18 protein-coding genes are annotated in these 23,471 nt (G+C 75.7%); 8 read left to right on the top strand and 10 right to left on the bottom strand.

What is annotated here, in order from left to right; all coding sequences use genetic code 11:
• Positions 1 to 85: 85 nt before the first annotated feature.
• The 4 genes from ACI2LW_RS25870 to ACI2LW_RS25855 form a co-directional block, all read right to left on the bottom strand.
• The gene (locus ACI2LW_RS25870; RefSeq protein ID WP_404733599.1) at positions 86 to 898 is read right to left on the bottom strand and encodes a ribonuclease BN; all 813 of its coding nucleotides are present in this window, start codon (positions 896 to 898) and stop codon (positions 86 to 88) included.
• Positions 899 to 1,335: 437 nt separating this feature from the next.
• Positions 1,336 to 1,668 (bottom strand): hypothetical protein, encoded by a 333-nt coding sequence (locus tag ACI2LW_RS25865; RefSeq protein ID WP_404733598.1) that lies wholly within the window; start codon positions 1,666 to 1,668, stop codon positions 1,336 to 1,338.
• Between the two features lie 48 nt (positions 1,669 to 1,716).
• Positions 1,717 to 2,085: a DUF6479 family protein gene (locus tag ACI2LW_RS25860; RefSeq protein WP_404733597.1), complete on the bottom strand. Its 369-nt coding sequence runs from the start codon at positions 2,083 to 2,085 to the stop codon at positions 1,717 to 1,719.
• 140 nt (positions 2,086 to 2,225) lie between these two features.
• Complete coding sequence (locus tag ACI2LW_RS25855; protein WP_404733596.1) at positions 2,226 to 2,630, bottom strand: ChaB family protein; 405 nt, start codon at positions 2,628 to 2,630, stop codon at positions 2,226 to 2,228.
• A 171-nt stretch (positions 2,631 to 2,801) separates the two neighbouring features.
• On the opposite strand from ACI2LW_RS25855, the gene ACI2LW_RS25850 reads away from it, so the two are divergent.
• From ACI2LW_RS25850 to ACI2LW_RS25835, 4 genes are all read left to right on the top strand, one after another.
• Positions 2,802 to 3,185 (top strand): ferredoxin, encoded by a 384-nt coding sequence (locus ACI2LW_RS25850; RefSeq protein ID WP_404733595.1) that lies wholly within the window; start codon positions 2,802 to 2,804, stop codon positions 3,183 to 3,185.
• A gap of 265 nt (positions 3,186 to 3,450) precedes the next feature.
• A complete protein-coding gene (locus tag ACI2LW_RS25845; RefSeq protein ID WP_404733594.1) occupies positions 3,451 to 4,341 on the top strand; it encodes an oxygenase MpaB family protein in 891 nt (296 codons plus the stop codon).
• A 127-nt stretch (positions 4,342 to 4,468) separates the two neighbouring features.
• Entirely contained in the window at positions 4,469 to 6,073 is a 1,605-nt protein-coding gene (locus ACI2LW_RS25840) for a phytoene desaturase family protein (RefSeq protein WP_404733593.1), read from the top strand.
• 124 nt (positions 6,074 to 6,197) lie between these two features.
• On the top strand, positions 6,198 to 6,389 hold the full coding sequence (locus ACI2LW_RS25835; protein ID WP_404733592.1) for a DUF2795 domain-containing protein: 192 nt from the start codon (positions 6,198 to 6,200) through the stop codon (positions 6,387 to 6,389).
• On the opposite strand, the gene ACI2LW_RS25830 is transcribed toward ACI2LW_RS25835, so the two are convergent.
• From ACI2LW_RS25830 to ACI2LW_RS25810, 5 genes are all read right to left on the bottom strand, one after another.
• Positions 6,379 to 8,400 carry a protein kinase gene (locus tag ACI2LW_RS25830; RefSeq protein ID WP_404733591.1) on the bottom strand — a complete coding sequence of 674 codons (2,022 nt, stop codon included), beginning with the start codon at positions 8,398 to 8,400 and terminating at the stop codon, positions 6,379 to 6,381. The two genes, ACI2LW_RS25835 and ACI2LW_RS25830, sit on opposite strands and share 11 nt — an antisense overlap.
• A gap of 25 nt (positions 8,401 to 8,425) precedes the next feature.
• Entirely contained in the window at positions 8,426 to 10,003 is a 1,578-nt protein-coding gene (locus ACI2LW_RS25825) for a VWA domain-containing protein (RefSeq protein WP_404733590.1), read from the bottom strand.
• A gap of 30 nt (positions 10,004 to 10,033) precedes the next feature.
• Positions 10,034 to 12,631: a hypothetical protein gene (locus ACI2LW_RS25820; RefSeq protein ID WP_404733589.1), complete on the bottom strand. Its 2,598-nt coding sequence runs from the start codon at positions 12,629 to 12,631 to the stop codon at positions 10,034 to 10,036.
• A gap of 38 nt (positions 12,632 to 12,669) precedes the next feature.
• Positions 12,670 to 14,118, bottom strand: coding sequence for a hypothetical protein (locus tag ACI2LW_RS25815; RefSeq protein ID WP_404733588.1), 1,449 nt, complete (start codon positions 14,116 to 14,118; stop codon positions 12,670 to 12,672).
• 101 nt (positions 14,119 to 14,219) lie between these two features.
• Complete coding sequence (locus ACI2LW_RS25810; RefSeq protein ID WP_404733587.1) at positions 14,220 to 16,172, bottom strand: hypothetical protein; 1,953 nt, start codon at positions 16,170 to 16,172, stop codon at positions 14,220 to 14,222.
• Between the two features lie 420 nt (positions 16,173 to 16,592).
• Here ACI2LW_RS25810 and ACI2LW_RS25805 point away from each other — a divergent pair, with 420 nt between their 5' ends.
• The 4 genes from ACI2LW_RS25805 to ACI2LW_RS25790 all read left to right on the top strand — a co-directional run bounded on the left by ACI2LW_RS25805 (position 16,593) and on the right by ACI2LW_RS25790 (position 20,937).
• The gene (locus ACI2LW_RS25805; RefSeq protein WP_404733586.1) at positions 16,593 to 18,089 is read left to right on the top strand and encodes an acyl-CoA synthetase; all 1,497 of its coding nucleotides are present in this window, start codon (positions 16,593 to 16,595) and stop codon (positions 18,087 to 18,089) included.
• Between the two features lie 917 nt (positions 18,090 to 19,006).
• The gene (locus ACI2LW_RS25800) at positions 19,007 to 19,249 is read left to right on the top strand and encodes a DUF397 domain-containing protein (RefSeq protein ID WP_404733585.1); all 243 of its coding nucleotides are present in this window, start codon (positions 19,007 to 19,009) and stop codon (positions 19,247 to 19,249) included.
• Positions 19,250 to 19,377: 128 nt separating this feature from the next.
• Complete coding sequence (locus tag ACI2LW_RS25795; RefSeq protein WP_404733584.1) at positions 19,378 to 20,280, top strand: universal stress protein; 903 nt, start codon at positions 19,378 to 19,380, stop codon at positions 20,278 to 20,280.
• Between the two features lie 159 nt (positions 20,281 to 20,439).
• A complete protein-coding gene (locus tag ACI2LW_RS25790; RefSeq protein WP_404733583.1) occupies positions 20,440 to 20,937 on the top strand; it encodes a hypothetical protein in 498 nt (165 codons plus the stop codon).
• A gap of 139 nt (positions 20,938 to 21,076) precedes the next feature.
• On the opposite strand, the gene ACI2LW_RS25785 is transcribed toward ACI2LW_RS25790, so the two are convergent.
• The gene (locus tag ACI2LW_RS25785) at positions 21,077 to 23,068 is read right to left on the bottom strand and encodes an N-acetylmuramoyl-L-alanine amidase (RefSeq protein WP_404733582.1); all 1,992 of its coding nucleotides are present in this window, start codon (positions 23,066 to 23,068) and stop codon (positions 21,077 to 21,079) included.
• Positions 23,069 to 23,471: the final 403 nt, after the last annotated feature.

Here is a 23,471-nt window from a genome sequence, read left to right as displayed (position 1 = left end):
GGGCCGACAGATCCCGTTGAGGACCCAAGGTCAGTCAGTGGCTGGGTCAGACCCCGCCGGGAGACGCTCACGAACATCCTCACTGTCAGTGGCGGGCCCGGGGAGGCTCCTCGTGCCGCAGCAGGTGTCCCGTCCGGTCGCAGAACAGATGGCCGACCAGCGCGCCGCCGTAGACGACGAACCCCACGCCGATCAGCCAGGACTCCACCACCAGGATGGTGCCGATGGCGCCGTAGCTGACCGCGTTCTTCACGATGAGCGGGGTGAACACCAGGTCGGAGAACGCGCGCAGGCCCGCCAGGCCCGCCATGGTGGCGAGGGCGCCCGGCAGCAGCAGCCGCCACCGCACCTGGCGACCGAGCAGGAAGTGCGGGCTCCACCAGAAGAACACCACGCCGACGGCCACGCTCATCAGCGTGCGGTACGTCCCGGCGAGCCCGGTGCGGGTCTGCACCTGCGCGTACAGGTACGCCATGAGCGCGCACAGCCAGACGGCCTGCCGCCAGATCCGGTGCCACGGCCCCGCGGGCAGCCGCCACACCCGCTCGTAGCCGTTCTGCACGCTCGCGCCGAACGACACGCCGAACACCGCCAGCAGGACCCCGCCCCAGACGCTGGTGGAGCCGACCACCTCGCGGGGCGGGCTGAACACCTCGGAGAGCACCGTGGCGGACCGGGCGTCGAGATCCATGCCGTCCACCAGCCACAGCGCGAACCCGCCCCGGTGCAGGGGATCGGCCGCCGCCACGACGATCAGCAGCGGGGCCAGGGTGATCAGGGCCAGGGTCGCGAAGCCCATGGCGCGGTGCATCAGCTCCAGTTCCCGGCCGCGCCGGTACAGCTCAACGGTCCAGCCGGGCCGGGCCGTTGGACTCCCGCCGGATTCCCGCCCGGTCAACCCGGCCGCCTCCGGCACCCCGTGACCGCGCACCGGGACACGGCCGCGCCGGTCCGGTCCGGACCCGGCTTCCGGTGGGACGGGAGCGGGCCCGCGCGGAACGGGGCGGGCTCCCGGGGGAACGGCTCCGGCTCGTGGCGGAACGGGGCCGGGCGTGACATGGCGGCGGCGCCTCCTCTCCGGGCCCGGACGACCGGCGCGCGGGTGCGCGGACCCATCTTCCCGGCCGGTGCGGCCCGACGTACCCGGACGCGCGGAGCGGAAGCCCGGGGCGGAAGCCCGGGGTGGAATTCCCGGCGGGGCGGAGAACTCGCCCGCCCGGGAACGCGGTTGCCCCGGTCACCGGCGGACCGACGGTGACCGGGGTGACGGTGTCGGGCGAAGGGCCTTGGACGCGTGTTCGGCGCGTGGTGCCCGCGCCGCCCCCGCGCTGTCCGTCAGCCCTGCTGCTCGGGGGTGCCGTGCGGGGGCGGCGGGGAGGGCTCCGGGGAGGTCGCGGGGGACACCCGGGAACCGGCCCGGCTCTCCCTCTTCTCCGGGCGCAGGGCCGCCGGGTCGCCCTGAGTCGGCCGGGCGCCGGACTGCAACTGCTCCAGCCGGGCGGTCAGCACCTGGGTGACCGGCAGGCGGTCGGCGTGGGTGCGCTCGTGGGCGAGCAGCTCCTCGACCTCCTCGGCGGACAGCGAGCGCCCACGGCTCTCCAGGGCGCCGAGGGGCAGCTGGTCGTAGTCGGGCAGGGGCAGGGTGCTGCGGCCGGAGTCGTCGGCCATGTCTCTCACTTCCCTCGGTACGACGGCCCGGCCCGAAGGCCGGCGCGGTCAGCGGCCACCGGGGCCACCGCTGCCGAACGAGCCGCTGCTGCCCTCGTCCCAGCGGGGACGCGCGCCCGTGGGGCTGGTGCGGGACCCCAGGTTGCCGTGTTCCTTCAGCTGGTGCGGGGTCAGGCGGTCACCGCCGGTCGGCACCTCGTCGGGCTCACGGTTCTCCAGCACCTCGCCGACCGGTCCGCCCTCCGGCATTTGGGGCTGCTCCTCCGGGCGCGGCGGTGCCGGCTCCCGGCGCCTGATGCGGGATCCCATCCAGAAGGCGCCGAGCAGCAGGGCGACCACGACGAGGCCGATGACGAACGGCAGAACACCGGTGGAGGCGTCCTGGGCCGCGGCGATGTCCAGCGATGCGGTAGTCATGGCGGGCGGGTACCCCTGGTCCGCGCCGCCAACCTGCCCGCCAGGCCGCCGCCCCGGGGGCCGCGGACGGTCCGGTCCCCGCGGAGGGCCCGGCCACCGTGCGCGGCCCGCTCACCGTGAGCGACCCCGCGCGGTCCCGCTCACCGCGAGCGGGCCTGCCGGGTCCGCGAACGGTTCGCCTTGCGGATCGCGTCCAGCAGCTCGCTCTTGGACATGCGCGAGCGTCCCGGGACGCCGAGCCGCCTGGCCGTGTCGTACAGATGCTCCTTGGACGCGTTCTCGTCGACGCCCTCCCCGCTGCGGCCGCCCTGGTCCCGGGGGCGCGCCGACCGGGGGTCCGAGGGACCCATGCGGCCGCCCTCCTCGCGCTCCCAGTGGTCGCCCACCTTCTCGTACTTGTGCTTCAGCGCGCCGAACGCCACCCGGTGCGCCCGCTCGCCCTCGCCGTAGGTCTCCACGGCCGAGTCGTGAGCCTTGATCCAGGTGCGCTGGGCGTCCGGGGAGGACCGCTCCAGCGTCGACGGCAGCTCCTGTCGTCCGGGCACGGGTACACCTCCTGTCCGTCGCGTCTCGCCCGCCGTGGGTCACGGCGCGTCACCGCGCGGGGTTCCGCGCGTGTCCGTGCGGCCGGACGGGTGCCCCGGGGAGGCGGCGGGTAACGGCGCGGGCCCCGGTCGCGCCGGTTTGGCGGGTGCGGCACCGGCTACCCGCGCCCTGTGACTACTTCACCATCGACGACTTCGCAACAGGAACTGATCCAGTTCCTGGAGGACCGTTTCGCCTGTGCCCAGGCCTGTACGGACTGCGCTCGGGCGTGTGCGCTGCGCGCGAGCCTGGTGGATCCGGGCGGCGGCGAGGAGCAGGAGCTGCTGAGGCGCAAGGGCATCATGTGCGCGGAGGTCTGCGACGCGACGTGCCGGGTGCTCTCGGAGGAGAACCGCCAGGACGAGGAGGGCATCCGCCGGCAGCTGGAGTGGTGCCGCGCCGTCTGCCTGGAGAGCGCCCAGATCTTCGACCGCCGTCCCGGCGCCGAGCAGACCGCGGTGGCCTGCCGGGCCTGCGCCCGCGCCTGCGACGACTTCATGGCCACCCTGGCCTGAGCCCGGTCCCGGCCGGACCGGCGGAGGGACCGGCCCCGGCGATGCGCCCCGCCCGGCCGGGCGACGGGTCGCGGCCGCGCGCCCAGCGGCCCCTCCGGCGAGCGCTCCCGCACGACGCGGCGCTCCCTCCGGCGAGCGCTCCCGCACGACGCGGCGCTCCCTCCGGCGAGCGCTTGCGCACGACCGACCTGGCCCGCGCACAACGCCGCCTCCGCACGCGGTCCGGGGAGGGTACGCCGCCGGCGCCGGGGGTTAGCCTGCCGGGATGGGCGAGGCACGGGAGAGCGAGGCACGGGAGAGCGAGGCGGGCCGCCCGGGCGATCCGGGGCTGTTCGGGCCGTCCTCGGTGACCTGGCAGATGCACGGCGACCCGATGATGTGGATCGCGGGCATCCGTGCGCTGTATCTGCAGGCCCTGCATCCGCGCGCGGTGCGCGCGGTGATGCAGAACTCCGACTTCCGCCGTGACGCCTGGGGCCGGCTGATGCGCACCGCCCACTTCGTGGGCACCACCACCTACGGGACGACCGAAGCCGCCGAGAAGGCCGGCGCCCGGGTACGGAAGATCCACGCGATGCTGTCGGCGACCGACCCGCGCACGGGGGAGACGTACCCGATCGACACGCTCGAGCTGCTGCTGTGGGTGCACTGCGCCGAGATCGACTCCTATCTGCACGTCCTGCGGCGCTCCGGCTTCCCGCTCACGGACGCCCAGGCCGACCGCTATCTGGCCGAACACCGGGTGAGCGCCCGTCTGGTGGGACTCGACCCGCGGACCGTGCCCGCCGACCGCGCGGCGATGGCCGCCTACTTCGACCACGTCCGCCCGCTCCTCGCCGCCGGGGACGACGCACGGGCCGTTGACGACTTCCTGTGCCGCCCGCCGACGCACCCCCTGCTCGTCCCGGCGCGCGAGGTGCTGTGGCGGCGTGTGGCGCAACTCGCGTACGCCTCCCTGCCTCCCTACGCCCACGAGCTGTACGGCAGACCGGCCCCCGCGCCGGAGGCCGTCACCCGCCGGCTGCGGGCCACCGGCGCCCTGCTGCGCCGCGTTCCCGCACGTCTGCGCTGGCAGCTGCCGCCCCGGCACATCCTGCGCGCCATGGCGCGGCTCGGCCCCGACGCCCGTCCCGCACCGTACAAAGTGAGGCCATAGCCCGAGGTTCCGGGGCGAGGCGCGGCCGGCCGCCACGTGCCGGTGCCCGCCCGCCCGCCGGTGACGCGCCCCGTCCCGCGTCCTGCCCGCCCTGGCCGACTGCGATCACCACGTGTTACGAAGAACCATGAGCGCACACGACGCACAGGGGCCCACCCACGCCCCCGAGCAGGCACCCCGACAGGGCACGTACGACGCCGTGATCGTCGGCGGCGGGCACAACGGCCTGGTCGCCGCGGCCTATCTGGCCCGGGCCGGACGATCCGTGCTGGTCCTGGAACGGCTGGACCACACCGGCGGCGCGGCCGTCTCCACCCGCCCCTTCGCCGGGGTGGACGCCCGGCTCTCCCGCTACTCCTACCTGGTCAGCCTGCTGCCCCGGAAGATCGTCGACGACCTCGGCCTCGACTTCCGGCTGCGCACCCGCACCATCTCCTCGTACACCCCGGCCGAGCGGGACGGGCGGCCCACCGGGCTGCTCGTGGGCGGCGGCGAGGAACGCACCCGGGACGCCTTCGCCCGGCTGACCGGCTCCGACCGCGAGTACCAGGCCTGGCAGCGCTTCTACGGCATGACCGGCCGCCTCGCCCGGCGCGTCTTCCCCACGCTCACCGAGCCGCTGCCCACCCGCGAGGAGCTGCGCCGGCGCGTCGACGACGAGGAGGCCTGGCGGGTCGTGTTCGAGGAGCCCATCGGCGTCGCCGTCGAGGAGCGGTTCGCCGACGACCTGGTCCGCGGCGTGGTCCTCACCGACGCCCTCATCGGCACCTTCGCCGACGCCCACGACCCGGACCTGGCGCAGAACCGCTGCTTCCTCTACCACGTCATCGGCGGCGGCACCGGCGCCTGGGACGTGCCGGTCGGCGGCATGGGCGCCCTGACCGACGCCCTCGCCGACGCCGCCCGCCGGGCCGGCGCCGTCCTCGCCACCGGCCACGAGGCGGTACGGGTGGCCACCGACGGCCACCGCGCCGAGGTCACCTACCGGACCCGGGACGGCGAGGGCACGGTCGGCGCCCGGCACGTCCTGGTGAACGCCTCCCCCCAGGCCCTGGCCGCGCTCACCGGCGACGAGCCGCCCGGGCCCGCCGAGGGCGCCCAGCTGAAGGTCAACATGCTGCTCGAACGGCTGCCGCGGCTGCGCGACCGCTCGGTCGACCCGCGCGAGGCCTTCTCCGGCACCTTCCACATCGCCGAGGGCTACCGGCAACTGGCCGCCGCGCACGCCCAGGCCGCCGCCGGCGAGCTGCCCGCCGTGCCGCCCTCCGAGATCTACTGCCACTCCCTGACCGACCCCACGATCCTCGGCCCGGAACTCGCCGGACGCGGCTACCAGACCCTCACCCTCTTCGGCCTGCACACCCCCGCCCGGCTCTTCACCCGGGACAACGACGCCGTCCGCGAGGAACTGCTGAAGTCCACCCTCGCCCAGCTCGACGCCCACCTCGCCGAACCGCTCGCCGACTGCCTGGCCACCGACGCCGACGGCCGGCCCTGCATCGAGGCCAGGACCCCCCTGGACCTGGAACGCGACCTGCGACTGCCCGGCGGGAACATCTTCCACCGGGCCCTGAGCTGGCCCTACGCCCAGGAGGGCACCGGCCGCTGGGGCGTGGAGACCTCCCACACCAACGTGCTGCTGTGCGGCGCGGGCGCCGTGCGCGGCGGCGGGGTCAGCGGGGTGCCGGGGCACAACGCGGCCATGGCCGTGCTCGAGGGGCGAAGCGGCTGAGCGCGCGGCCGCCACGCCGAATGTCCCGGCCGCCGGGGGGCACTCCGACAGAGCGAAGGTATCCACCAGCAGGAACCGGCCGCCCCGCCGGACGGCCGGACCCCCCACCCCCCGGGAGGCTCCCATGGCCGACCTCAGCCCGATCGACCTGCAGAAGGCCCTCAGGGGCATGGACTACCCGACCGACAAACAGCACCTGGTCGAGCGTGCCCGGCAGAACAAGGCCAACGACAAGATCGTCAGCCGCCTGGACGGACTGAAGCAGGACCACTTCGACGGCCCGAACGAGGTGCAGAAGGCCGTCTTCAACGAGTGACGGCCCCCGTCCCGCCACCGGGCCCGCCGCCCCCTCCGGGCGACGGGCCCGCACTCGCGCCCGGCGCCGCCGCGCGGGGCAGCGCGTGCAGGGTTCCCGCCGAGGAGGCGGCGTGCACACTGCCGCCGCCGGGCCCGCACACCGCCGCCAGGATCTGGCCGCCCAGGTCGAAGCTCTGCAGCGAGGCCCCGTCCGCCGCGTCCAGCAGATGCAGCCGGCCGCCCCAGCCGCCCGCGTACACCGCCGCGCCGTCGGTGCACAGCGCGAAGATCTCCTCCCCCCTGCCGTGCCGCACCCGCCACCGCGGCCGGCCGTCCGCCGCGCCGTGGCAGTGCACGGTGCCCGCCGCGTCCCCGGTGACCACCGTGTCGAGCACCCGCACCGGCGGGGCCACCACGGGCGCGCCGAGCCGCGCCTCCCACACCGTGGAGCCGTCGGAGGCGGCCAGGCACCTCAGCGTGCCCTCGCCGTCCGCGACCACCAGGTGCTCCTCGAGCGGCAGCGGCGGCGCGAGCACCGGCGCCGGCAGCCGGACGGGCGCCTTCCAGGACGGCGCCCCGTCCTCGTCGTCGACGGCGAGGACCTCCAGCCCCCGCCCGGCCGACAGGTACACCTGCCGGGCCCCGGCCGCCACGGGCACGGCCGGGGCGCCCGTGACGTCGGCCGGCGCACCGGCGCTCCACCACGGCCGGTGCGTGACCGCGTCGAAGTGGTGCAGCAGGCCGCTCGCGTCGCCGAGGAACACGCTCCGCCCGCGCAGCAGTACCCGGGCCCCGCGGAAACTGCCCGGGGGAGCCGCCCACCACATGCGGTGCTCGCGGGTGGACCAGGACTCCAGCCGGTCACCGGAGTCGCACACCAGCAGCACGTCCCCGTCGGCGCACAGCCGCACCGGGGCCGTGAAGCCGGTCAGACGGGCCGTCTCCTCGCCCGAGTCCCCGTCCAGCCACCGGACCGTACCGCCGCGGTCGGCGGTGACCACGCCGCCCTCCCCGGTGGCCACCACACTGTGCGGCCACTCCCCGACCGCGGTGCTCCAGCTGCGCCGGCCCGGCCGGAACGGCACCGTCAGGTCGGCCGAGTCGCCCGCCCCGGACAGGAAGTCCCGCAGCCGCGCCCGGTGGGCGGCCAGGGTGCGGGCGACGTCGCCGGGCAGCCGCAGCGCGCCGGGCCGGCCCAGGCCCTCCGCGACCTCCTCCAGCCGCGGCCGGTCGGCCGGTTCCTGCGCCAGACAGGCGCGGACCAGCCGGCCGGTGGCGTCGTCCGGCAGTCCGGACAGGTCGGGCGCGACGCCGGTGACCCGGCGCACCAGCATGGCCCGGGCGTTGCTCTCCGCGGTGTACGGCGGATGACCGGTCAGGGCGTACAGGACGATGCCGCCGATGCCGAAGACGTCCGTCGCGTGGCCCGTCCTCGCCAGCCCCTGGACCTGTTCGGGCGCGCAGAAGTGCGGGTGGCCGATGACGGTGTCCAGGGCGACGGTGACCTGCTGGCCGCGGATCCGGGTCAGCCCGAAGTCGATGACCCACGGCCCGTCCTGGGTGAGCAGCACGTTCCCCGGGTGCAGGTCCCGGTGCAGCAGTCCCTTGTCGTGCGCGGTGGCCAGGGTGTCGGCGAGCTCCGCGGCCACCGTGCGCACCGTGTCGGGGGGCAGCGGGCCGCCGTGCGCCTCCACGACGCGGTCCAGCGACAGACCGGGGATGAAACGGCTCGCCAGGGCGGGCCGCCGGTCCGGCGCGAAGTCCAGCGCGAGCAGTTCGGGGATGCGCGCGCCCCGGCACCGTTCCAGCGCCTTGCTCTCCTGGACGAAGCGCTGCATGTGATCGTCGTCCTCGGTGAACTCGCTCTTGAGGACCTTCACGGCCGCCAGCGTGTCCGGGCCGTGGCCGTGCCCCCCACCCCGGCGCCGGCCGAGGTACACCGCGCCGAACCCGCCCGTGCCCAGCCGCCCCACCAGCCGGAATCCCGCCGCCTCGGCCGGATCGCGGTCCGGGTCCAGTGGCATCACCATCTCGACGTCCTTTCTGCCGGGCGCGTCACCGCAGCACGGCCGCCTCGCTCGTCGTCTCGTGCGAGAAGCCGATGCCGCACAGCACCGTCGACTTGCCGAGCTCACAGGTCCCGGTGTCGCTCAGCCGCTCCCCGCCGGGGCGCTGCGCCTCGCGCTCGCACCCGAGGACGAGCACGAGCCGGCCGCCCTCCTGCCGGCCGCGCACGGTGATGCGGGCGCGCACCTGCCCGGCGTCCGTCTCCTGGTCGGCCTCCCGGCCCCGCAGCGGGATCGTCTGCCGGTGTCCGGTGCGCAGGTCGGTGACGACGAGGACGCCGGAGAGCTGCGGATGGCGCCGCTTGTAGGCACGCCAGGCGGCCGCGGAGCCCAGCAGCAGGACGAGCAGGACCAGCGGGTAGAGCCAGCCCGGCGTCCGGCCGGGCACGGTGCCCCGCACGTCCAGTTCCGTGACGACGGGCGTCCCGGCGGTGAACCCGCCCTCCCCGAGCGAGCCGCGGATCGTGGACGTCCAGGGCGAGGAGACCCGGGCGCTCAGCGAGGCCGTCGTCGCGTAGTCGCGCGAGCCGGGGAACAGGCCGAACCGCGGGTCCTGACGCCAGGTCAGGGTCACCCGCACCGTCCGGCGTTCGCCGGGACGGAGGGCGACGGGCCGGCCGGGCGCGGTCAGCCGGGCGTCGCCGGTGCCCGTCAGCCGGACGTCCAGCGGCAGGTGCCGGGTCTTCGACACCAGGGTGACCTCCAGCGACCGGGTGCGCTCGCCGGTGCGGCTCCCGGCCGCCACGGTGACGCGGCCGGAGCCGCCCCGGCGCACTCCCTCGCCCGCGACCGACACGGCGACCGTGCCGCCCTGGTCGGCGCGCAGCAGGCTCACCGCCTTCTGGGTGCGGACCTGGTCCTTGGCGGCGCTGAGCTGGGAGCCGAGGGCCGTCGGGTCGACCGGCAGGATGCGCGGGGCACCGAAGGCGCTGCCGAGGACGTCGGAGACCCCGGTGCCCTGGGCGAGCGGAAGGCCGTAGCCCATGATCTTGCGGTCCGCGCCCAGCGCGCCGTAGCGGTCGTGCAGCCGCTGCCAGGCCGGGCTGCCCAGCCGGGCATACGGGCTGCCCGGCGCGTTGACGGCGCCGTCGGTGAGCATCAGCACCGCCCCGACCGGTGCCCTGCTGCCCTCGAGCTGGTCGGCGGCGGCGTCCAGGGCGGCGCCGTGGTCGCTGGCCGACTCCTGTGCGGTGGCGGGGAGTTCACGGTCGAACAGGCCGTCCGTCCGGTTCGCCGGGGACATCGGGTGGACGACGCTGGTCGCCCGGCCGAAGGTGACCACGGACACCTGGTCGGCGGGGGTGAGCGAGCGCAGGAAGCCGGCCAGGCGGCGCTTGACCGTGGTGTAGAGCGGTACGCCGTCGGGTCCCTTGTCCTGCATGGAGCTGGACACGTCGACCAGCACGACGTACGCCGCCGGAACGTCGTCGACCTTCAGCGAGCGGTAGATGTCGTCGCGGGGCACGGGGGCGTCCGCGGCCGTGGCGGGAGCCGTGCCGCCCACGGTGAGCAGGGCGGCTGCGGCGAGCAGCAGGGCACGGCGGGCCGTCGCCCGGATGGTGAGCATGAGGTGGTGTCCCCCTGTGTCGTGCGTGGTTCAGAAACGGGTCCGGCCGGCCGAGGCGTCGAGCCTGCGGAGCCGGTCGATCTCTCGGTCGAACAGGTACTGCTCGCGCTGGAGCCGGTGGATCTCCCGGGCGCCGTCGGACTTCAGCCCCATCAGATGGCGGATCGCGTGTTCGCAGTAGTGCCGCAGCACCGGCCGGTCGCGGCCGCCGCGGGCGAGGGCGCGCTCCAGGTGCTCGCGCTCCTCCATGGCGCGGTCGTCGCCGTGGGGCGCCCACTGCCTCTGGTAGGCGTTGAGGAACCACAGGACCCGTTCGCCGACCCGGCCGCGCACCGCCCAGGCCTCCACGGCCGCGCAGATGCCCTCGTTCTCCGCGCCGGCCAGCCGGGCCGCGCGGGCCTGCGCGGCGAGGGTCTCGCAGTCCTCGCGGGTGCCCTCGAGCCGCAGGGCGACCCGGTGCACCTCGCGCAGCGCGAGGGCCGAGCGCAGCCGCGGCAGCCGGGCGGCGATCCGCTGCAGCCACTCCTGGTCCTCGGGCGTCTCCTGCCAGTACGGCACCTCGGTGGCCAGGCGCTCCACCGCGTCGAGCACGGTCTGCGCGTACGGGCCGGGCCAGTCGAGGACGCGCAGGGTCAGCTCGCGGGCGGCCGGGCCCGGGCCCTCGCCGCTGTCCGGGTCCACCGCGAGGACGTCCTCCAGCAGGTGCTGGACGACCAGGGCGGCGTGCTGGCGCAGGGGACGCGGATCGAGTTCCGCCTGGAGGGTGGCGGCGTAGGTGTCCACCCGGCCGGACGGGCCGCGCGCGCCCGGCGCCGGCGCGGCCGCGACCCCGGCGGCGAAGGCCGAGGGCGGCAGCCCGCCCAGGATCCGCAGCACGTCCCAGCGCGCGGCGGTCTCCGGGCGCAGCGCGGCGGGCCGCCGCGTCAGCGCCTGTGCGAGCGGTGTTCCCGCCGGTCCGGCCGCGGCCGGCGCGGTGCGCACGGCACCGGCCGCGAGCCCGTGGAAGAACTCCGACTGCAGCAGGTCGTCGGCGTGCCCGCAGACGACCGCCGCCTCCAGCAGCCGTGCCGCGGCCTCGGGGTGGCCGGCCGCCCACTTGCGGTGGGCGCCGGGCGGGCACGCCCCGGAGTGCAACAGGGAGAGCAGCAGCGGCAGTTCGGGGTGGCCGGCGATCCGCGGATCCGGTCCGTCGCACAGCCACTCGAGCCAGGCGCGCAGCCGGCCGGCCGGGTCCGCCGTCTCGTACAGCGCCCGCACCAGACGCCCGGCGAGACCCGGGACGGTACGCAGCAGGGACTGCGTGAGGCTCATGGTGCCCACGGTGAACGGGTCCACCAACGGCAGGAGTTGCTCGGCCACCGGATCGGGGGTGTCCTCCGGGCAGGTCTGCCGGACCTGCTCGATGACGTAGGCGAGGGCCCCGTCCAGCGCGTGCAGGCCGTCCCTGGTGCGGGGCAGGGCGGCGCGCATGCTCTCGAAGTTGCTCCGGGCGACGCCGGTGTCGTGGTCGAGCAGATCGCGGATCAGCTTGTCGCGGTACTGCCCGGAGACGTGGGGCTTGGCGATGTGCGCGGCGAGGACGGTCAGGTCGGGGGAGGGGTCGGCCAGTTTCCGGGTGGTGAGCACGACGACCGACTCGTCGTCGATCCCGGGGTGGCTGAGCGCCAGGTCGACCCGCTCGCTGGGCACCTCGCGGCCCTCGCGGACCTCCTGGGCGATCGCGAGGGCGGGGTTGAGCGCGGCCAGCACCTCCCGCGCGCGGGCGTGCGCGTCGGGGCCGGCGATGTCCAGCGGCTCCCGGGCGTCGGCCAGATGCCGCAGCACCCGCTCGCCCCCGTGCTCGGTCCAGCTGCGGATGAGCAGGTCGCGGTAGGAGCGCGCCGGCCCGGACAGCGCGCCGAGGTCCGGCTCCTTGTGACCCCAGGCCAGACAGGCCTGGCCGGGGGCGTCGGCGGCCGTTCCCCAGTACAGCCGCATCGGCACCTCGGAGCCGGAGCTGGTGCAGGTGGCGGCGGACAGGGTGCTGCGCATCCCGAAGGGCAGCAGGGCGGCCACGGTGTCGAGGACGAGCAGCAGGTCCAGCGGTTCCCAGCCGCGGGCGCCGGTCACCACCAGGGTGCCGTCCAGCAGATGGGCCGCGGCGGCCGCCAGCCACAGGGGGCCCTCGGACACCCGGGGGGTGACCAGGTGCCCGATCCGGGTGAGCAGCCGGTCGCCGGCCGAGAACGGCAGTACGGCGGGTCCGGCCTCGGGCCCGGTCAGCCGCGGCGCGGCGTCCAGGGCGGCGCCGGCCAGGGCGCACCAGCCCAGTCCGGCCGCGTGGACCTCCTCGTAGGGGAAGGCGAGATGGGTGATGCGGCGGATCGGGCGGTTGGCGTGGTCGACGGCGTCCGTGGTGTCCAGGAGGAAGACGCCGATCGTGCGGGTCCCGTCCGGCCGGGCGGTGCAGCCGATGGTGATCCACGGCAACTGGTCGCCGTGTGCCGGCGTGCCCGGGGACCAGTGGTGGATGGCGCTGTTGAAGTCGGCGCTGCGGTCGGGCGGATGGGCGGCGAGAACCTGGTAGCCGCCGTTGGTGTGGGGCTTCTTGCCCCACACGGCCCAGTCGGCGATCAGCCCCGGTTCCATGGCGTTTCCTCTCTTCGCGACGGGTGTGCGAGGCCGGATCAGGACTGCGTCGGGCCGAAGCCCCGCAGGAACAGGAAGGGTTCGAGGATGTTGATGGGCTGGGGCGGCGCGACGAACTGGACGTCGTTCTCGACCTGGTTCACCAGGTACGGGTTCTCGAAGTCGAAGCCCCGCTCGGGGTCCACCCAGAAGCCGATGGCGGAGCACACGAAGTACCCGACGTTCTCGGGGGCGAAGAAGGACTCGATCTGCTGCTGGATCTCCCGCAGGCTGCCGTGCGGGAAGGTCTCGCACAGCCCGTCGAACAGCCGCTTGGCGTCCATCACCTCGGGCTGGCCGGTGCGCGGGTTGAGCCGTACGTTGCCCTGGGCGCAGGCGAAGCGGAAGACCCGGTCGTCGTCGAACTTGGCCAGGCACACGGCGATCCGGTGCGGCAGGAGGTTGCCGCGGCGCACGCCCTGCATGTTGGTCTCGGTGAGCACTCCGGCGAGGATCTCGGTGAAGAAGTCCGCGTTCTGCCGGGCGTCCGCGGTGCCGGCCCGGTCGCCGCCGTTGACCTGCCACTCGCGCACCGGGTCGACGACGTAGACCATGGCCCGCGAGTCGGCCAGGTCCTTGATGAGCCTGGCCTCGTGCTGGGCGCCGGTCTCCGAGTGCGGGTCGAACACCTCGCCGGGCATGTCCCGGACGGTGACCTTGAACTCGGTCGGCTCGGGCTCGGGCGGGGTGCCGCGCCGCCACCATCTGCGCCCGCCGCGGGCGAACCGCGTTTCGCTGAGGTCCCCGGCCAGGGTGAAGCGCACGGGCCGCTGCTCGGTGAGGGTCGAGGGGGGAAACCTGCGTTCGCGGTAGAGGATGTGGCCCAGTTCGCCGAGGAACTTCCGTGAGACGTGGTCCTCGGGCCAGATGTTCCACTTGCCGTACACCGGGTCCTGGCGGGCCCGGGACAGCGCGGCCAGCAGCGTGGACTTGCCGCTCTCCATGCCGCCCCAGAGGGTGACGGTGGACTCGGGCACGGCGGGCCGGCCCTCCGGCTCCGGACCGGCCGCCGGCCGGGCGTCCCGCTGTTCCGTGGCCGCCTTGCGGCGGCCCTTGACCGGCTTGGGGGCGGGCGCGGGCGGCTCCGGCTCCTCGGCCTTCTCCAGGAAGACGCTGGGCAGTTCGTCCGCCTCGGGCGCGGACCGGGGCCGGGGCGCGGCGGGCGGCCGCACCCGCTCCCTGGTGCCGCCCTGCCGCGGCGCGGGGCGCGCGGAGGCGGGCGGTGCGGAGGCGGGCGCGGGCGGTGCGGAGGTGGACGCGGGTGGTGCGGAGCCGGCCGTCTCCGCCGCCTCGGCCGGGGCGGCGGGCGGCGGGGAGAGGGCGGCCCGGCCGCCGACGAGGGTGGACCGGTCCCAGACGGCGAAGGGCCCCTCCACCTCCCGGTCCTTCTTCTTCCGGTCCGGCCCGTCGTCGCTGCCGGGCTCCGGCCGGGTGTCGTCGTCGACCATGGTTGTGCTCCCCCTGGACGGGCGCGGCGGACGTCGTCCGCCGCGCGATGGGTGGTCCGGTCCGCGCCGGGCGCGCGCACCGGGGGTGCCGGAAGGCCGCCTCAGCCGGCCACGGCGTGCTGCCAGTCCCCGGCGGCGCCGTCGGCGACGACCAGCCGGATCGGCGCGCCGCCGTGCGGCGGGCACAGGGCCGGCGCGGCGACGGCGGAGGCGATCAGCCAGGGGTCGTGGCCCGCGCTGAACCGCCCCTCGGCGCCGAAGGTGTCCCAGGCGTGGTCGGCCCAGCGCGCCAGATGCGGCTCGCCCTGCAGTTCGTCCATCCAGGCCGGCTCGTCCACGACCGCCACGCAGGCGATGTCCTCGTGGTGGCGCGCCGCCTCCAGTCCGGCCTGCCAGTCCAGCCGGTCGGGGCAGATGCGCACCGGAGCCCCGCGCCGCAGCACCCGGGGCGGACGGACGTGCGGGTACGGCGGGCGGGAGCCGACGGTCAGCAGCACCCGGTGGCTGTCGGCCCGCCACAGAGGGCGCCAGGCGGACAGCTCGACGGGAACGTGCTCGAGGCCCGTGGCGAAGTCGTGCCGCAGCGGGTGGGGCCGCCAGGAGGCCAGCACCCGGGCCGCGTCCCCGGCCGGGCACAGGCCCACCCGGTGCACGACCGGGTCGTGGTCGTGCGGCCGGTGCAGCGGGTCGTGGTCGCGGTAACCGATCAGCCCCACCCGCAGGACGTCCTCGTCGCCGACCGCCTCCCGCACGGCGGCGACGACGTCCACGGCCTCCTGCATGCGCTCCTCGACCGCGGTGCCGCCGTCGCCCCGCGGTCCGGCGATCTCCACCGCGACCAGCAGGTCGACCGGGCGGGGCCGGGCGAGCCGCCGGGCCGTGCCGGCGGCCAGCGCGGGCCATGCGGCGGACTCGGTCTCGTGGTGGCCCTCGCAGCGCAGCTCCACCCGGTGGCCGGTGTGCAGGGAGTAGCGCAGTGTGGTGCGGGAGCCGGGCGGCAGTGCGAGCCGGTCCAGGCGCAGCGGGCGCCAGCGGGCGGCCGGCTCCTCGGGCCCCGCGCAGACGACGGCGGCGACGCTCTCGCCGGTGGTGGCGCCCGGCGGCGGAGCGCCGACCGGGACGTGGACGACCGGACCGGCCGCCGCGCGGCCGCCGGCGCGGGTACCGGCGGGGAACAGCGGCCGGCGCACCAGGCCCACCGTCCCCGAACCGCCGTCCACCTGCGCGGCGGCGAGCCATACCGTGGTGTGCAGCGGCAGTTCGGCGGTCAGGTCGTCCGGCGCCATCGGCCAGTGCGCGGGCAGCCGCAGGCACAGCAGCGCCCCGGCTCCCGCCCGCACCGCCTCGGCCGCCCGCTCCAGCGGCCGCCAGCCCGCGGCCCGCACGGCGAGCACGAGCGGCACCGTCTCGTCGCGGTACGCCGTCCGGAGGAAGGCGCCCAGACCGGCGCACAGGGCGGTGTGCAGCGCGGCGTGCGGCGCTGTTCCGGTTCCGGTGCCGTTCGCGGCGGCGTGCGCGGCGCTGTTCGAGGTGCCGTTCCCGGTGCCGCTCCCGGCCGTGGTGTCGTGACCGGCGCCCGCGAGCAGCAGCAGCCGCCCCGACCGCTCCCGCGGCAGCGCCGCGGCGGCGGGCGCCAGTTCGGTCCACGAGGACTCGGCGAGCCGTACCGTCCGCGGACCGGTCCCGTCCGGTGCGCACGCCAGGCGGCTCAGACGCAGCCGTTCGCACCCGATCTCCAGGACGTCCACGGCCGGGAACGCGCCGGAGGCGAGGCGGGTGAGCACCCAGCCGAGACCCGCCCTGCCCCGCCGGGCGCTCTCCTCGGCGAGCACGTCGGCCCAGGCCGCGTGCCAGGCCGCGGGCTCGGGCGCCGAGCCGTTGGGGGACAGCAGCCGTGCCGCCCCGTGCCGGTCGGGCGGCTCGGGACGGGCGCCGGCTGCGCCGTCCTCCTCCGCGCCGCGTGTGACGGGCCCGCCGGCCAGCAGGTCCGCGACGCGGAGTGCGGCCCGCAGACCGGCCGCCGCCCGGGGGCCGACCCCGTTGTCCGACTGCACTGCTCCCCACCCCCCGATACGGTCTCCCGCCCCGAGGTGAAAGGGCGGACGACCGCTGTCGCACGTGCATCAGGCATGGAGGGGCCCGTGACAGAAGGCGGCCATGACTGATCGCAGACCCGGAATCCCCAGTCCGGTTGCGGATTCACATTATCCCCCGCTGAGCTGACGGGACCCGTAATTCGTGATGTTTTATCGTCGCGGTTGCGCCAGGGAAAGGAAAGTGAAAAAGGGAGGCCGAAAAGATGTCAGTCGATTTCAGTTCTCGCACCTGTTCTCTTATTCGTGAGCAGTTGAATGATCGAAAGTGATCAGAAGTGATCCGACGGTACGTCAGGAGGCTTCGGACGCAGTGCCCCCGGCCCCGTACGACTGCCGGACGCTTGACCTCATCACCTCGCGGGCCGAGGATCACGTGGTATGACGCATGGACACGGGAGCACGGTCGACGGGGTGCTGCGCCGCAGCGCCCGGCGCACACCGGCACGGGTGGCCGTGGAGTACGGGGAGCGATCCTGGACGTACGCCGAACTCGACGACGCGGTCTCCCGGGCCGCGGCCGTGCTGCTCGGGGAGGGGCTCGCCCCCGGCGACCGGGTCGGCGCCTACGGGCACAACTCGGACGCCTATCTGATCGCGTTCCTCGCCTGCGCCCGGGCCGGCCTGGTGCACGTGCCGGTCAACCAGAACCTCACCGGCGACGACCTGGCCTACATCGTCGGCCAGTCCGGCAGCGCGCTCGTCCTCGCCGACCCCGACCTGGCCGGCCGGCTCCCCGGCGGCGTACGGTCCCTGCCGCTGCGCGACGCGGACGGCTCGCTGCTCGCCCGGCTGCCGGGGACCGCGCCGTACGACGGACCCGAGCCGCGCGCCGAGGACCTGGTGCAACTGCTCTACACCTCCGGCACCACCGCCCTGCCCAAGGGCGCCATGATGACCCACCGGGCGCTGGTCCACGAGTACCTGAGCGCGATCACCGCGCTCGACCTGAGCGCCGGGGACCGCCCCGTGCACTCGCTGCCGCTGTACCACTCGGCGCAGATGCACGTGTTCCTGCTGCCCTACCTCGCGGTGGGCGCGACGAACACGGTCCTCGACGCGCCCGACGGCGACCGCATCCTGGACCTGGTGGAGGCCGGGCGGGCCGACAGCCTGTTCGCCCCGCCCACGGTGTGGATCGCCCTGGCCAACCGCCCCGACTTCGACACCCGTGACCTCGGCGGGCTGCGCAAGGCGTACTACGGCGCGTCGGTCATGCCGGTGCCGGTCCTGGAACGGCTGCGCGCACGCCTGCCCCGACTGGACTTCTACAACTGCTTCGGCCAGAGCGAGATCGGACCCCTGGCCATGGTCCTCGGGCCCGACGAGCACAAGGGGCGGATGGACTCCTGCGGGCGCCCGGTGCTCTTCGTGGACGCCCGGGTGGCCGACGAGGACGGCAAGGACGTCCCCGACGGCACACCCGGGGAAATCGTCTACCGCTCCCCGCAGTTGTGCGAGGGCTACTGGGACAAGCCGGAGGAGACCGCCGAGGCGTTCCGCGACGGCTGGTTCCGCTCCGGCGACCTCGCGGTGCGCGACGCGCAGGGCTACTACACGGTGGTCGACCGCGTGAAGGACGTCATCAACTCCGGTGGCGTGCTGGTGGCCTCGCGGCAGGTCGAGGACGCCCTCTACACCCACCCGGAGGTGGCCGAGGCGGCCGTGGTGGGGCTGCCCGACGAGCGGTGGATCGAGGCGGTCACCGCGTTCGTCGTGCCGCGCGGCGAGGTCACGGAGGACGCCCTCCTCGCCCACGTCCGCGACAGGCTCGCCCACTTCAAGGCGCCGAAGCGGATCCTGTTCGTGGACGAACTGCCGCGCAACGCCAGCGGAAAGATCCTCAAACGCGAACTGCGGGACCGCTTCGGCGGGTAGCCGCCCCGGCGGGCAGACGTCCTCAACCGCCGTTCCCACGGCGCGTCCCGCACCCCACCCCTCCACGAACAGCGACGGCGGGCCGCCGCCCGCCGACCGCCGCCACCCCAGAGGCCCACGCGGGGCCCGGGTCCCCGGCCGGCGTGGAACCGAGCCCGGAGGTGGGGCACCCTCTGGCGGTGAGCTGCCGCCCCGGCCGGTGACGGCGCTCCGGCCGGACGCCGGGGGATCGCGCCCGGGCGACGAGGGACCGCGCCCGGGCGACGAGGCACCGCGCCCGGGCGGGGAGGGCTCCGCGCGGGCCGCGGTGGTTTGCGGGCGGACACCGGGCCGCGCGTCGCGGCCGGCGGTGAGGCGGTTCCGGTCGGCCGTGCGCGAACCATGGGTGGCCGGCGTCCCGGCGGCCGGTCCATAGCGCGTGCCGGTCTGCACCGTGCCCGGCGGGACCCGCCTCGCCCGCCTTCCCGTGGCGCGTGACGGCCTTCCGCGCCGGGCCGCCCCGTCCCCGGCGCGGTGAACGCCCGCCCCCCGGCGAACGCCCGTCCGGCACGGCCGCCCCGCGCGGGGGCGGGGCCCGCTTCTCTGCCGGGCTCGACCGGCTCGGCCGGCCGGCCCCCGCGCGGGCACGGGCATGTGCGTTCACCGGGCGCGTCCGGACCGTGGAGCGGCGGGTGGCGAAGGACCGTGGGGCGTCCCGGCGCCGGACCCGCGCCGGACCCGCGCCGGACCCGCGCCGGACCCGCGCCGGACCCGCGCCGGACCCGCGCCGGACCCGCGCGGGACCCGCGCCCGTCTCCGCGCGGCGGGTGGGGCACGGGCGGTGCGGCATCCGAAAGGTCCCCCTCGCGCGGCCTGTTGGTGCCCGGACACGATCGCTAGGCTGACCTCGCGGACGACGATTCGGGAGGAGCACGGACGTGGCCGAGAGCACTGTCCAGCAGCACCCGCTCGCGGGATGGGACAAGCCGGAGCTGGACCTCAGCAACGCCGACTGGCAGTCCAGCAGCCGTGGCCTGGGGGATGTCCAGATCGCCTTTGTCGAGGGATTCATCGCGATGCGCAACAGCGGCCGCCCGGAAAGCCCCTCCCTGATCTTCACCCCCGCGGAGTGGGGCGCGTTCGTGTCCAACGCCCGGGAGGGCGAGTTCGACCTCACCTGAGCGGACGCCGATCCGGGGGTGTTCCCCGCCCTTTTGCGGACACGCGACCAGGAAGGCCCCGTCCGGGCCGGGACCTGCGACACGCTGGCCCGGCGGGGGCAAGGTCGCCATCCGGAGGTGAGGAACCCATGAGCACCCCACCGGTCGTCGCCGCGGTCGACGGGTCCGACGACAGCCTGCGCGCCCTGGACTGGGCGCTCGACGCCGCGGAGCGCCGCGGGGCCGCCCTGCGCGTGGTCCATGTGCGGCAGTACGCGGCCTGGGCGCAGCCCGACGTCCTGGTCGCCGGACCGCCCGCCGGGGACGACGACGAGGTGCTGGACCAGGCGCGCACCCATCTCAAGGGGCGCGCCGGCACCACCGAGGTGGAGTACGTGGGCCTCGACGGGCTTCCCGGAGCGCTGCTGCCCGAGCTGGGCGCCACCGCCCGGCTGCTGGTGCTGGGCTCGCGCGGGCGCGGCGGCTTCGCCAGCCTGCTGCTCGGCTCCAACGGACTCGCCGTCGCCCGTGACGCCGAGTGCCCGGTGGTCGTCGTACCGCGGCCCGGCCGCGAGGTGCACGGCGAGATGCCGGCCGGCCCGGGGCCCCGGGTGGTCGTCGGCCTGCAGACCGACAGCCCCGACGAGGCCACGCTCGCCTTCGCCTTCACCGAGGCCGCCCTGCGCGACGCCCGGCTCCAGGTGGTCGCCGCCTACCCCTGGCCCGCCCGGACCTGGGTGGCGCCCGGCGAGTTCGCACCGCCGGTCTACGACCAGCAGGCAGTGGAGAACGACACCCGGACCCTCGTCGAGGGCTTCCTCGGCCCGCACCGCGACCGGCACCCCGAGGTGCGCACCGAGGCGTACGTGGCACCCGGTGACGCGGCCGGTCATCTGGTCGCCGCCTCCCGCGACGCCGACCTGGTGGTGGTCGGACGCCACCGGCGGCGTCTGCTCGCCCCGGCCCGCATGATGGGCTCGGTCACCCAGGCCGTCCTGCTGCACGCGGCGTGCCCCATCGCGGTGGTCCCGCCGTCCCCGCCGGAGGACTGACCCCGGGACCGGGCGGGGCCGGGGCGGGGTGCCCGGGTGACGGCCCCGGACGGGGCGGCCCCGGGTGACGGCCGCCGGACGGGGGTGGTCCCGGTGACGGCCGCCGGGCGGCGGGCGCCCGGGCGGTGCGGGGGCGCCCGGGGCACGTACCATGGCGGCATGTCGTTCCTCCGTCGCCGCAGCGCCACGCCCGCCGGGCCCGACTTCGACGTACTGGCCATGGACCCGGGCGACTGGCCCGGGAACCTCGGCGCCGGGCTGCTGCCCGCGCCCGACGGCACCTGCCAGGGCGTCTTCCTGCGCTACGACCTGTTCGGCGGCCGGGGCACCGCGATGATCATCGGCAATCTGCCCGAGGGGTCACCGGCCCGCGACGTCGCCGAGGGCGAGGTGCCCTTCGAGGTGGCCCAGCTGCTGCTGGCCCTGGAGAACGACGAGGAGGTCACCGTCGTCGGCACCGAGGACATGCCGGTGCTCCAGGGCGACAACCTGCTGATCGTGCGCCGGCTGAAGCTCTCCGAGGGCCGGATCTCCTGTGTGCAGTTCGACCGCAGCGACGGCGTGCTGGTCACCATCGCCGCCTGGGACCGCCCGATCACCGACGACCTGTACGCCCTGCTCAAGCCGCTGCCCGCCGAGCTGTTCCAGCAGGGCTGACCGCGGGTCGGGCCCCGCGCGCCGGCCCACCGGCGTGCGCGCCGGGCCCACGAGCCGCGCGCCCGGCCCGCCGGCCGACGGCAGCGCACGAAGGGCCGGCCCGCTCGGACCGGCCCTTGGTGCCGTCGCCGCCCGGACCCTACGGGGCCGACGGCCGCACCTGTACGTCCGCGGCCCGCACGAACGCCACCCGGTGCCCGAACTGGATCTCGTAGTACCGGTCCTTGCCGACCACCACCCGGTGCGAGTCCGGGGTGAAGGTGACCGCGTAGTAGTACTCGCCCGGCAGCACGTCACCGACCACGTACCGCTGCCCGGCGAGCAGCTTGTACGGCAGCGGTGACACCGCCTGGACCGGCACGCCCGCCGGATACGCCTCCTTCTCCGGGTACGCGCGCCCGTACACCGGCACACTGTCCAGCCCGGCCTTCGGCGTGATCACCAGCCCGGCCGCGTCCACCGCCGCCGGCTGCTTCGCCGGGTCGTGGAACCACGCCTTCTGGCCCAGGTACCAGATCGCCGTCCAGTCGCCCCGCCGCTCGGCCACGGCGTACTGCTGCCCGGTCTCCACCCGGGAGCCCACGTCGTTGACGTCGACGGTGGAGTCGGCGCCGTTCGGCCTGAGGCCGATGTCCTTGATCAGCGGCGCGGAGGTGTCGGGCGCCGAGTACAGCCGCACCTCGCTGGAGCCGTGGTCCGGGCAGGGCACGCCGGAGGTTTCGCAGCCGGTGTACTCCGGCCGGTTGGCCGTGTAGTCCGGGCGGATCGTGACCAGTCCGCCGTTCTTGCCGGCCGTGGGCTCGATGGGGCTGCCCAGCAGCTGGAAGTAGTGCCGCCAGTCCCAGTAGGGCCCCGGGTCGGTGTGCATGCCGGGGATGGTGCCCGTGGTCGGGCCCGGCACGGTGTCGTGGCCGAGGATGTGCTGGCGGTCCAGCGGAATGGCGTACTTCGCGGCGAGGTACTGCACCAGCCGTGCCGAGGAGCGGTACATCGCCTCCGTGTACCAGGAGTCCGGCGCGGCGAGGAAGCCCTCGTGCTCCAGGCCGATCGACTTGGCGTTGACGTACCAGTTCCCGGCGTGCCAGGCCACGTCCTTGGCCTTCACGTGCTGGGCGATGTGCCCGTCGGTGGAGCGCAGGGTGTAGTTCCAGGACACATAGGTGGGGTCCTGGACCAGGTTGATCACGCCGTCCCAGCGGCCCTCGGTGTCGTGGATGACGATGAACCGGATGCTCTGCGACTTCGGCCGGTCGCCCAGGTCGTGGTTGCCGTAGTCGTCCCCGCCGAACTCCTCGTACGGAGCCGGGATCCACTCGCAGGACACCGTGGCCGGGCACTCCGTGCCGTCCGCGGAGACGTGCCGCAGGCCGGTGCGGGCGAGCTGCGCGGTGCGGGGGGCGACAGCGGGCCGGGCGGCCAGTACGATCCGCTGCCCGGCGTCCGTGGTGCGGCGCTGTCCGGAGCGGATCACCTCGTACACGTCGTTGGCGTAGGCCGCCGCCGTCGCGGTGTCGTCCGCGCCGGAGAACCGGGCGACGGCCCCGTACCAGTCGGCCGGGTCCGCGCTGAGCCGCTCGCCGAGCTTGTGCTGCGCGGCGGCCAGCAGCGCGGCCCCGCCCGCGACGTTCGCGGCCGGATCGGTGCGCAGCCGCTCGGCGGGGATGCCGGTCAGCGCGGCCGCCCGGGGCAGCGTCCTGAGCCGGTCGGGCAGGGCGGACGGGGCCGGTACGGCCACGTCGGGGTGGAGGGCGGCGCGGGCGGTGTCGCCGCGCGGGTCCTCGGAGTCGGCGCTGTGGTGCGGGGCACGGGCGAGCGCGGTGCGCGCGTCCGTCAGATGCATGGGGCCGTAGCCGCCCGTCACACTCGGGGCGCCGGCGTGGCCGTCCCAGCGGGACTGCAGATAGGACACGCCGAGCAGCACGCTGACGGGTACGTGGTACTCGGCGGCGGCGCGGGTGAACGCCCGCTGCAGCCGGCCGGTGTCCTGCGCGGCGGCGGACGCGGCCGGGCCGGCGGGTGGGGCGGCGCCCAGCAGCGGCAGCACCAGTGCCGCGCAGGCGAGGGCGCCGGTGGTCCTGCGCGCGCGTCTGCGGCCCGGTGTGCGGGTGGGGCCGGTGGGGGATTCCTGCAAAGCAGCCTCCTGGGGCGCTCGGGCGGGGCGGTGCGTGCGGGGCCGGCGTGGATCAGTGGTACCGGCTGGCCGACGACCCGTCAATCATGCGCGCACGGAGGCGATTTCCCATGTCAAGCGGGGTTCGGTGGAGTTTCGTGGCGGCGACCCCGGGGCCTGCGGGGCGTCAGTGGAGTACACCAATGGCCGCGGCCCGGACGGATGAGGGGATCCCGTGGAGCGACGGCCGTGGGACGGGCGGGACATGGGCGGGACACGGGCGTGAGGGACGCGAGGAGGACTTGGGTGTGCGGGACTTGGGCGTGCGGGGCGTCCGGGGGCGTGCGGGGCGTGCGGGGCGTCCGGGGACGCGCGAGGCGTGCCGGACGTGCGGGGCGTGCGGGGACGCGCGGGCGTGCCGGAC

The sequence above is a fragment of the Streptomyces sp. NPDC004065 genome (genome assembly GCF_044903565.1).
Lineage (GTDB): Bacteria > Actinomycetota > Actinomycetes > Streptomycetales > Streptomycetaceae > Streptomyces.
The sequence above is the reverse complement of the archived record's forward strand: the minus strand, read 5'-3'. Positions and strand labels throughout refer to the sequence as shown.